Origin of the sequence: Pseudomonas sp. zfem002 (genome assembly GCF_032621685.1) — a bacterium.
GTDB classification, from domain to species: Bacteria; Pseudomonadota; Gammaproteobacteria; order Pseudomonadales; family Pseudomonadaceae; genus Aquipseudomonas; species Aquipseudomonas japonica.
In genome coordinates this window covers 1-10,817 of sequence record NZ_JAVYJH010000007.1, presented here as the reverse complement: position 1 = coordinate 10,817, position 10,817 = coordinate 1, and the positions used below count along the sequence as shown (strand labels likewise).

General features: G+C 63.5%; 8 protein-coding genes and 2 rRNA genes. 6 read left to right on the top strand and 4 right to left on the bottom strand.

The features are described from left to right. The first annotated feature begins 141 nt into the window (after nucleotides 1-141). Nucleotides 142-483 carry a tryptophan synthase subunit beta gene (locus tag RTI28_RS10620; protein ID WP_316920407.1) on the top strand — a complete coding sequence of 114 codons (342 nt, stop codon included), beginning with the start codon at nucleotides 142-144 and terminating at the stop codon, nucleotides 481-483. A 30-nt stretch (nucleotides 484-513) separates the two neighbouring features. Here the strand turns inward: RTI28_RS10620 and lapD are convergent, their stop codons facing one another. Together lapD and lapG are read right to left on the bottom strand one after the other, a co-directional pair. Then, nucleotides 514-2,445, bottom strand: coding sequence for a cyclic di-GMP receptor LapD (gene lapD, locus RTI28_RS10615; protein WP_316920406.1), 1,932 nt, complete (start codon nucleotides 2,443-2,445; stop codon nucleotides 514-516). A 9-nt stretch (nucleotides 2,446-2,454) separates the two neighbouring features. After that, on the bottom strand, nucleotides 2,455-3,147 hold the full coding sequence (gene lapG, locus RTI28_RS10610; RefSeq protein ID WP_316920405.1) for a cysteine protease LapG: 693 nt from the start codon (nucleotides 3,145-3,147) through the stop codon (nucleotides 2,455-2,457). Between the two features lie 310 nt (nucleotides 3,148-3,457). Between lapG and RTI28_RS10605 the strand changes: the two genes are divergently transcribed. From RTI28_RS10605 to RTI28_RS10585, 5 genes are all read left to right on the top strand, one after another. Continuing rightward, nucleotides 3,458-4,147 (top strand): GntR family transcriptional regulator, encoded by a 690-nt coding sequence (locus tag RTI28_RS10605; RefSeq protein WP_316920404.1) that lies wholly within the window; start codon nucleotides 3,458-3,460, stop codon nucleotides 4,145-4,147. A gap of 636 nt (nucleotides 4,148-4,783) precedes the next feature. Continuing rightward, on the top strand, nucleotides 4,784-5,560 hold the full coding sequence (locus tag RTI28_RS10600) for a DUF3050 domain-containing protein (protein WP_316920403.1): 777 nt from the start codon (nucleotides 4,784-4,786) through the stop codon (nucleotides 5,558-5,560). After that, nucleotides 5,557-6,504, top strand: coding sequence for a diiron oxygenase (locus RTI28_RS10595; protein ID WP_316920402.1), 948 nt, complete (start codon nucleotides 5,557-5,559; stop codon nucleotides 6,502-6,504). Before RTI28_RS10600 ends, RTI28_RS10595 begins: the two co-directional genes overlap by 4 nt. Next, on the top strand, nucleotides 6,501-9,926 hold the full coding sequence (locus RTI28_RS10590) for an amino acid adenylation domain-containing protein (RefSeq protein ID WP_316920401.1): 3,426 nt from the start codon (nucleotides 6,501-6,503) through the stop codon (nucleotides 9,924-9,926). The genes RTI28_RS10595 and RTI28_RS10590 overlap by 4 nt, the downstream gene beginning before the upstream one ends. Before the next feature lie 24 nt (nucleotides 9,927-9,950). Further along, nucleotides 9,951-10,418, top strand: a complete 468-nt coding sequence (locus tag RTI28_RS10585; RefSeq protein WP_316920400.1) for an SRPBCC family protein — start codon at nucleotides 9,951-9,953, stop codon at nucleotides 10,416-10,418. A 55-nt stretch (nucleotides 10,419-10,473) separates the two neighbouring features. Here RTI28_RS10585 and rrf (RTI28_RS10580) read toward each other — a convergent pair. Continuing rightward, nucleotides 10,474-10,589, bottom strand: a 5S ribosomal RNA gene (gene rrf, locus RTI28_RS10580). A gap of 110 nt (nucleotides 10,590-10,699) precedes the next feature. Further along, nucleotides 10,700-10,815, bottom strand: a 5S ribosomal RNA gene (gene rrf, locus RTI28_RS10575). Nucleotides 10,816-10,817: the final 2 nt, after the last annotated feature.

Genomic DNA, 10,817 nt, shown 5'->3' with positions numbered 1-10,817 from the left:
CCCACAAGAACGGCAAGTCGCTCACCGATCTAGCGAAATTCGGCGAGTCCGTGCACCACACCGCAGCCGCGGCGTAGCCATTTCCGATACAGGGCCTATTCTCTGAAGGCGACTATGGATTCACACTCTCGAGGAAACCCCATGTTCTACGTGCAACGCGATGCCGAGGGCCAACTGCTGCGGGTCGAGGCGGCCGCCTTTGCCGAAGCCACGGAAATTCTCCCGGCCGATCATGCCGAGGTGCTGGAGTGGTTCGCCGACGATGTCGTGGAGAACAGCCTCAAGCAGCTCAAGCAGAGCGACCTGGACATGATCCGGGTACTGGAGGACCTGATCGACGTCCTGACCACCAAGGGCGTGATCAGCATCACCGACCTGCCCCCTGGCGCCCAGGCCAAACTGCTCAACCGCAATACCGCCCGCGCCGCACTCGGCGGCCTGAACAACCTGATCGACGACGAAGAGGTCGGCGGTCTGATCTGAACCCTGTCGGCCTCGCCAACGAGGCCGGGTTCACGCCCAGGGTGCCGGCTCGCCTACCAGCCGGCCCTGCACGCCCTGGATGCCCATCTCGCGCAGCACCTGCAGCTCCCCTTCGGTTTCCACGCGCTCGGCGATCAGCGGCAGGTCGATGCTGTGCGCCGCACGCTGCACCGCCTCGATGAACAGGCGCTTGTGCTGCTCCTGATCGATGGCGCGGATGTAGCTGCCGTCGATCTTCAGGTAGGCCAGCCCCAGGTGGGCGAGGTTGCCGATCATGCTGAAGCGACCGCCGAAGTGCTGCAGGCTCAGGCTGAAGCCGAGGACGCGCAGGCGTCGGGTCAACTGTTCCAGCACGACCTGTTCCGGCAGTTGCTCCTCGGCGATCTCCAGGGTCAGGCGCGGGCCGAGCACGGCATGCTGGGCCAGCAGCTCGAACACGCGCTGCTGGCTCGCCGGATCGACCACCGTGGTCGCCGACAGGTTCAGCGCCAGCGCCTGGTCATGCCCGTGCATCTGCTTGAGGACCTTCTCCAGCATCACCAGGTCAAGCCTGCTCGCCCAGCCGAAGCGCTCCAGGGCTGGCAGGAAGCGGCCCGCGGCGATGGTCTCGCCATTGTCGTCGACCAGCCGCGAGAGCACCTTGTAGTGCAGTACGCGGTCCAGCTGGTTGCAGTCCACCACCGGCTGGAAGAACAAGCGGAAGCGGCCCTGGTCCAGGGCCTCGTCCAGCAGGCTATGCCACTGCCGGTGGGTGTCGCTGGCCTGGGCCGCAGAACCCTGCTCCAGGCACACCCAGGACGGCTCCGGCTGGCTCTGCGCCCGTGCCAACGCCTCGTCGGCCAGTTGCAGCAGGGCCTTCGGCTCGTCACCGGGACTGAAAGGCGCCAGGCCGATGCAGACCGACGGGGTGACATCGGAAATACCGCGCAGGCCGAGTTCCAGGGCCGGGGCCAGGGCAATGGCATCGTCATGGGTCAGGCCCGGCGCCAGCACGGCGAACTCGCCCCCGCGGCTGCGGGTGATCAGGTTGTTGGTTTCCGGGTAGGCGGAGCAGATACGCTGCAGCTGCTGACCCACCGCCTGCAGCAACTGGTCGGTACGCTGGCCGCCGAGACGCTGGTTCAGACCGGCCAGGTCCTGCACCCGCAACAGCAGCAGGTAGCCTTCGCGGGCGTCCTCCAGATTGCTCACCCGGGCGTTCAGCTGCATCTCGAAATAGCGCCGGTTGGCAAGGCCGGTGAGGCTGTCCTGATAGGACTCGATCCGCAGCTTCTCGCTGCGCTCGGCCTGCTCCTTGTACAGCGCCTTGAGCTTCTCGACCATCTGGTTCATGGCCTGCACCACGCGGCGCAGCTCCGGGGTACGCGGCAGGTCCGGCAGGCTGAGGAACTCGCGACGGGCGATGGCGTGGGACTGCTCGACCATGTAATCCAGCGGCCTCAACTGCCGCCGCAGCAACAGGGCACCAGCCACCGCGCTGAGTCCACCGCACAGCAGCAGCCAGCCGAGGCTGCCGAGGGCGCTCTGCCACAGCTTGGCGAGGGCGAACATCGGGTGGCTGACCACCTCGACCCGTGCCGCCTGCTGCCAACCGCGCATGACGATGGCGTCACCGCCGGCCGCCTCCAGGCCGATCAGCTGGATGAACCATTGCGGCACGCCCCCCGGATCAGGGTCGGCGTGACGCTCGACCAGCAAAGCGTTGGAGCCAAGATCGACGACACGGATGCTGGCGTAGTAGCCACTGTCGAAGATCGAACTGACCAGCAGCTCGACCATCGCCGGGTCGTCCAGGTTCGGCGTCAACGACAGCGCCAGCGCCGTGGCGGCGTCCTGGGCGTGGGAACGCAGCTGGTTGACGTACTGGCTGCGCGAACTTTCCAGGCTGACCATGAAACTGCCACTGAAAGCGACCACCAGAAACAGGCAGATGGCGAGCAACAATTGTTTGAACAGTGACATCGGAGCTCCTCAGTAAACCGGCTCGGCAGGGAATCCTTCCGCCTGCATTTTCTTTAACAGATCCTGCCAGCGCGACAAGCGCTTGGTATCGCCCACTTTCTTGTTGCCCGCCGCGCCGGTCAGCCACAGGCCCTCGCCATTGAAGGCGTAGACCGGCAACAGGTCGGTGCGTTGGCTGGCCGGCTTGATCGCGTCGATCAGGCTGTCGAGGACCAGGGGCATGGCGTCAGGACTTGAATAGTAGGTCAGGACCATGTGCGCGCGGTTCTGGCGCAGCGCCTTGACGTAGGTGATGCGCAATTTGTCGGCGGGAATGCCGAGGCGACGCAGGCTGAAGTACTTGGCGATGGCGTAGTCCTCGCAGTCCCCGGCACCCTTGATCAGCGACTGGATCGGCGTGGCCCAGTAGTCGACTTCGTGCCACAGGTCGATGTCCTCTTCATAGCGCAGCTGGCGGTTGAAGAACTGGTTGACCACCTGCAAGCGCTCGGCCTCGCCGAGCTGCTTCTGCGTCGCCAGCAATTGCTGCCAGGCATCGATGCGCTGCTGACCGGCACCCAGCGGGCCATACAGGGCCGCGGCCTTGCGGCTGATCTGGGAGAAGTCCCAGTCGGCACGCAACCCGCCCAGCAGCGCCAGGCCGAGCAGCAAGGCCAGCGACGCCCGGCGCAGGAGCAGATGAAGAGTCCAAGGTATCGCCAAGGCGAACCGTCCGCGAAGTCACTGGAAACGCCGATGGTGCAGCCAGCCCCGTGAAAAAACAATGGCACAGGACAATCACCGCGATATCACTGCGCCCTGATGCCCGACAATCGGTTGACGCTCCCTTCATCACGACGCTTTCCTTCGATCTAAAGTTCATTCACGATTAGCACCGCATTCAGCGGCAGGCGCCTCATGGCGTGGGGCGAAACGGTTCCGCCACCGATGTCCCGGCCGGTTTGACAAGGATCGACTCCCTCACTAGCTTGATTGGATCCAATCGAGCGCCGAATTGCAGGACAACATTAGCGTGGCCGGAAAAACCAAACTCCTCAGCAGCATCCTGGGTGACGAACAGGTGCCCGCGCACCTGGCGCGAAGCGTGATCGAAGAGCGTTTGCGCAGTGCCATCCTGGATGGCCGCCTGGCGCCGGGCATGGCCCTGCGACAGCAGGAGCTGGCAACGCTGTTCGGGGTCAGTCGCATGCCGGTTCGCGAAGCGTTGCGCCAGCTGGAGGCGCAATCGCTGCTCGAGGTGGTACCGCACAAGGGCGCGGTGGTGGCGCCGCTGATCGGCGAGGACGCGGTCGATACCTACGAGCTGCGGGTCATGCTGGAAACCGAGGCCCTGCGCCAGTCCATTCCGCTGCTCGGCCCCGACGACATCGCCCTGGCCCGCAGCTATATCCACCAGCTGGAAAACGAAACCCGCCACTCCGAGATCGGCCGGCTCAACCGGCTGTTCCACATGACCCTGTACAGCAAGGCGAACAATGCCAAGCTGCTGCGCCTGATCGACAACGAACTGCTGCAGGAAGAGCGCTTCCTGCGCTTTCACCTGTCCTCCATGGGCCTGGGCAAGCTGACCCAGGACGATCACAACGGCCTGACCGACGCCGCCAACGACAAGGACATCGAACAGGCCGTGGCCGTCCTGCACCGCCACCTGAACAACGCCATGCGGACCATCCGCGACTACCTGAGCCGCAAGGACAAGTAACCCTCCGCGCCCGCCATCGGCCTGCCGCCATGGCAGGCCCGCCTCTCTACCGCCCTCCTCGCCCCTCGCGGCCATCGTCGAGCCATGACAGCCATGGCGTTTTCTGCGCACTCTAACGGCAGCAAGTGACCGGTTGGTCGGCTGCGGCAACGCCCCTCACTTGCCAATCCGCCACCAGCAGAAGGAGCCGCGCACCGGGCGAGGGCCGCCAGCGATCAACCGCCCCCGATATTTCAGAACATCGACTTGCCCATTGGAAAGTGCCCGGGGTGAGGCATTCACTCATGAAACGATTACTTTGGTTGCAAATAACCGAAGCGGGCAACTTCATTCAAATAAAACAACTTCAACTTGTTTTATCGACTCGACACATGTCAGAGAAAATACCCACACAAATATATCCACAAAACCACTTGCAGATAACTTTTAAGTTGCCTTAGCTTCAAAACGCCGGCAGCTATTTCGCCAGCCGCGAGATAACCAGCACTGCGGACACTTCCCCCGAGAGCCTGATGACAAAGCATCCGCTGTTATTTGCTCGAAGGCCGGCATTCGCCCGAAATAAAGTTTCGGCAACTAACACCTGTTGTACCGGCATGAACTTCTGCAACCACTCGAACAGCAAAGGAACTTGCAATGAACACTCTCCACGCCTTGTTGCATGAAAAGAAAAGCGAACTGGCGAAACATCCCATCTTTGCCGAAATCGATTCGCTCCCGGTATTGCGCCGCTTCATGGAAACCCATGTCTACGCCGTCTGGGATTTCATGTCCCTGACCAAGCGCCTGCAGCAGGAACTGACCTGTATCCAGCTCCCCTGGCTACCGCCGACAGACCCCAAGGCCGCTCGCCTGATCAACGAGATCGTGCTCGGCGAGGAGTCGGACGACCGCCTCGACCACGATCACTACAGCCACTTCGAGCTGTATCTGGACGCCATGCGCGAAGTCGGCGCCTGCACGGCCAGTATCGAACGTTTCGTCGCCCTGCAACGCGGCGGCCTGCACCATCGCGCCGCCCTCGCCAGCGCCGGGGCCAGCGAGGCGGCGCGACATTTCGTCGAGCAGACCCTGGACGTCGCCCTCAATGCCCCGGCCCATGCAGTCGCGGCGGCCTTCCTGCACGGTCGCGAGAGCGTCATCCCGACCATGTTCCAGCGCATTCTCGATGACTGGGGCATCACCGGCAGCCAGGCACCGACCTTCCGCTACTACCTGCAGCGGCATATCGAAGTGGACGCCGAAGATCATGGCCCCGCGGCCGGACAACTGCTGGCGCGTCTGGTCGACGACGATCCACAGCGCCAACGCGAGGTGTACGAAGCCGCCATCGCCGCGGTGGAGAGCCGCTTGGCGTTCTGGGATCGCCTGCGGGTGTCCATGCACCAGGAAATTGCCGAGGCCAACGTATGAACGATCTCGACTATCAATCCTTCGCCGAGGCCTGGGAGGGCCGGGCAACCATCCGCACCCGGCCAAGACGCCTGGTGGAAGACGACCAGCGGCTGATCTTCCCGCTGAGCCGCCAGTCGCTGGTGCTCACCGCCACGTTCCAGCGCGAATGCCCGCACCTGTGCGATTTCGTCCTGGTCCAGAGCCTCTACAAGTTCATCAACGACGTGGTGATCTTCGAGACCGAGATCGTTGACCGCACCGCCCGCGCGATCGCCAAGGACCGCTTCGCCGTGCGCTTTCCTTTCGCCTGCCGCTACGACGCCATGACCGTGGTGGTCGACGAGGACTATCACGCCCTGGTGGCCATGGATTTCATGCAGCAGACCGTCGCGCTCACAGGCCTCCAACCGCTGGTGCTGCCACGGGAAATCGAGCTTAGCCGGGCCATTCCCGCCGCCCTGGACCTGGCCCCGGAGCACCTGCGTGACGCGCTGGAACTGATCTGCGTGGGCATCGCCGAGAACACCCTGACCAACGATGTCGCCGCGTTCGCCCGTGATGACAGCGTGAAGGCCTCGATCAAGGGATTGATGGCCGACCACCTGCTCGACGAAGGGCGTCACTCGACCTTCTGGGCACGGCTGACCCGCATCTACTGGAGCCAGGCATCCGCCCAGGACCGGCAGTGCATTGCCGGGATCCTGCCGGTGTTCCTGCGCCACTACCTGACCAGCGAGATTCAGCAAGCCTTCGACCTGCAACTGATCGACGCCCTGGACGTGCCTCCCGCGGTCACGGCGGCGCTGCGCGCGGAGGCGGTCGGGATGGACTGGCCGATCGGGCCTCGCCACCCCTTGCTGGGCAACATCCTGCGCTTCTTCCGTAACAGCTCGTTGCTCGACACGCCCTGCGTACAAGAGGCGCTGAGCGACTACCTGCCCCCATCGAGGACTGCGCCATGAGACGCCTGGATATCCTGCTGGCAGGAAACAGCCCGGCGCTCGGCCAGCTGTCCGAAGAACTGGAGCAACATGGCCATACGCTGCATCACGCGACGGTCGCTCCCGACCTGAGTACTGGTCCCCTGACCCGTCCGCACCTGGTGATCGAGGACGGCAGCATCGATCTGCCGGACCTGGGTGCCGGGATCGTCCTCAGCCTGCGGGTGGGTAGCGGCGACACGCCGGTCGCCGACCTGCCCGAACTGGAGTTGCTGTACTGGGCCGGCAGCGCACGGGCGCAGAGGCTGATCGACCGACAGGCGCTGGAGCAGGAGGCATCGGGTAACGGCCAACAACTGCGTATGACCGCGCTGAGTGCTCTGCGGGAGCGCGTGGCTTTGCATGTCAGCCGTTTCTCCCGCAATCCCGAGTATTTTCGCGAGTGCGAGACCCTCGGGCCGATGCGTCAGGCCCATGAACATCCCCTGCCCTGGCTGGAACGACTGGCCTGGTTGCATCGCTTCAACCGCGAGGCGCAACGCGGCTTGCTGCAGGCCAGCGAATCAGCGCTGATCGAACGCCTGGAGCAGAGCCTGGCGCGGCACGCGCGACTGCCGGCGCTGAACATCCAAGGACGCCGGATCAGCTACGCGCAACTGCAAGCGCAGGCCGTGGCAATTCAGACGCAACTGCTGCCCCTGCTGCCCTCGGACAGGCCATTGGTGGCTGTGTGCCTGCCGAAGTCCCTGGCGCTCTATGCGAGTCTGCTGGCAGTGCTGGGCTGCGGCGCGGTGTACCTGCCGCTGGATCCGTCCACGCCGTCCGAACGCCTGGCGTTCATTCTGAAAAACGCCGGGGCAGCGCTGCTGATTCATGACGGACAGATCCGCGAATGGGACAGGTCGATTCCCGATGTGGACCTGGGCCAGCTTCCCGAACCCGCCGCGGCGCCCTCGACGAGGCTGCTACGCCGGCTTCCCGGCGCAGATGAGCCCTGCGTCGCGATCTACACCTCGGGTACCACCGGCCAGCCCAAGGGCGTGTTGCTCAGCCAGCGCAACCTCAGTCATTTCCAGGCCTGGTACAGCAGCCATGTGCAACTGACCGCGCAAAGCCGCGTACTGCAGTTTTCCACGATCAACTTCGACGCCTCGCTGCTGGATATCCTGCCGACCTGGGTTGCCGGGGCGGAACTGGTGGTTCCGGATGAGGAGCAACGCCGCGATCCGGCGCGCCTGGAAACCCTTATCCGCGAACAGGAAGTCAGCCATGCCTTTCTGCCACCGGCCCTGCTCAGCCTGCTGACGCTGGAGGGCACCTGCCTCGAGCACCTGGTCACCGGTGGCGATGTCTGCGAACCGGAAGTGATCGAGCGCCTGGCTGGCCGCTGTCGCTTCCACAATATCTACGGGCCGACCGAAACCACCGTACTGGCTACCACGCGGGTATTCGCCAGCGCAGACAACGCCCGCAACCTGGGTACGCCCATCAGCAATGCCCGGGTGTTTCTCCTCGACGAGGCGCTGCAACCGGTGCCGGAGCGCAGTGTCGGCGAGCTATACATCGGTGGTCCCGGCGTCGGCCTGGGTTACCTGAACAATCCGGAGCTGAGCCGCGAGCGCTTCATCTCGCTCGCGTTGCCGGATGGCGAGTGCCTGCGCCTGTACCGTAGCGGCGACCTGGGCCAATGGACCGCCGACGGCATCGAGATCTGTGGCCGGCGCGACAATCAGGTGAAGATCCGCGGCTTCCGCGTCGAACCGGAAGAAATTGAGCACTGTCTGCGCGCCAGCCGGTTGTTCGCCCAGGTCGTCGTGGTGATCGACGAACAACGCCGAGTGCTCTGCTTTCTCGCCCAGCCACGACAGACCGGGGCCCTCGAGCGGCTCCGCGCCCATGCCGAGCAGAACCTGCCCGACTACATGCGCCCCCTGTTCTATCAGGAACTGCCGCAGATGCCCTGCACGGCCAACGGCAAGGTCGACCGGCGCGCCTTGCTCAGCCTGCCGGTTACCCTGGCCGGGGCCCGGCAGCGACTGGTGCCGGCCAATGCCCTGGAAGAACGCTTGCTGACGCTGTGGAGCGAACTGCTGGAGCTGCCTGCGGAAGATATTTCCACCGACGACAGTTTCTTCAATCTGGGTGGGCACTCGATTCTGCTGTCGCGGCTGTTGCTGGCACTGCGTGACGGCTTTGGTCGCGGTATTTCCATCAACCGCTTTATCGAGATGCCAACCCTGCAGCGTCTGTCCGCCCTTCTCAGCGGGGACGCCACCACGGTCGGGGTGCTGCATCCCCAGGCACTGGCCGACGCGGACCGGGCACTGGAGCTACGTGTGCTGCCGCTGGAACGGCTGGGCGATGTGCACCGGGTGATCGTCACCGGGGCCAACAGTTTTCTCGGCGTGCATATCGTCGAGGCACTGCTGGCCTGGGGGGCGAGCGAAGTGGCTTGCCTGGTGCGGCGTGGAGAGGGCGTCAGCGCCGCCGAGCGGTTTGCCCGAGCGGTGAGCGACAACCGTATCGGCGATCTGGACTGGCGTCGTGTCCGGGTCCTCGAAGCCGATCTGCGCCTGCCCAGGTTCGGGCTGAGCGACACCGAGTACGAAGACCTCGATCGTCGCTTTGGCTCACTCGTGCATAACGCGGCGCAGGTCAATCACGTGCTGGATTATCCGGCGCTGGCCGCGGACAACGTGGAACCGCTGTTCGAGTGCCTGCGCCTGTGCGAGGGACGCAGCAAGAAGATCTTCAACTTCGTCTCGACGCTCTCCGCCTGCAGCGCCAGGGACGGGCAAGGCCGGGTGCTCGAGCAACCGCCGGCGGCAACACCGCCGCTCTACATCCGCAACGGCTACAACCTCAGCAAGTGGGTCGGCGAGCGCATCCTGCAACGGGCACGGGAACAGGGGGTGCGGGTCAATCTGTTCAGACCCGGGAACATCACCTTCGACAGCCGCAACGGGGTCTCACAGCCTCACAAGAATCGTCTGATGCTGATGCTCAAGGGCTCACTGCAACTCGGGCAGGTACCGGCCCTGGACCTGGAGTTCGACCTGATGCCGGTGGACTTCCTCGCCCGCTTCATCGCCTTTCACGCCAGCCGACACCACCCCGCGCAAGCGGTGTTCAACCTGCATAACCCACAGCCGTTGCGCTGGAAGGGCTATGTCGAGGCGTTCCGCAAGGATGGCCGGGCATTCGAGCTGGTCAGCGTCGCGCAATGGCAGCACGCGCTGCAGCGGGTCGATCGCGACAACGCGCTGTTCGAGGTTCTCGGTTTCTACCTCGACGGCTTCGAGGAAGACATCGGCGACACCGCCCTCATCGAGCACGCCAATGCGCGGGAAGGCGTACAGCGCATGGGCGAAGACTATCCCGAGAAAAGCCCGGCGCTACTGGAGCGCGGCTGCCATTACCTGCGGGAAATCCGCTTCATCTGATTCACCACCCAGAGGAGCTACATCATGCAAGTACTGAAACCCGATACCCTGATCCGCAATCCGCAAGGTTGCCTGGTCGTCTCTCAGATCGACATCGCCGCGGAGGCCGCCAGCGTCTGGAACATCGTCGGCAATTTCGCCGGCTTCGCGGTGTTCATTCCGGCGCTGAGCCACATCGAGATGACCGGCAGCGGTGTTCGTTCGATTCGCAAGAAGTTCTTCAAGGACAACAACTTCGTCATCGAACAGTTGAACTCGCGGGACGACAAGGCGATGAACATGACCTGGAGCCTGATTCACACCAGCCTGAACATCGGCAATCTGTGGGCAGCCATGGAGGTGAAGAGTCTGGGTGAAGGCCGCAGTCGAGCGGTCTGGACCATCCAGGCCGAACCCTATGAAGGCGGCCCGGAGGGGCTACCCGGATTCCAGGCGTTTCTGCAGACGTTCGCCGATGACGCCATGAACAATGTGCGCAATCTGCTGAGCTGAAGCCCAGAAAGACAAAACCCCTGTCTGCGTTGCAGACAGGGGTTCTGGAATTGAATCTTGACGATGACCTACTCTCACATGGAGAAGCTCCACACTACCATCGGCGATGCGTCGTTTCACTACTGAGTTCGGGATGGGATCAGGTGGTTCCAACGCTCTATGGTCGTCAAGAAATTCTGTGTGCTGATCCGTCGTCGAGACAGACCCAGCGAAATTCTTGGTACTTCTACTTAAAGACAAAACCCCTACCTGCATTTGCAGATAGGGGTTTCGGAATTGAATCTTGACGATGACCTACTCTCACATGGAGAAGCTCCACACTACCATCGGCGATGCGTCGTTTCACTGCTGAGTTCGGGATGGGGTCAGGTGGTTCCAACGCTCTATGGTCGTCAAGAA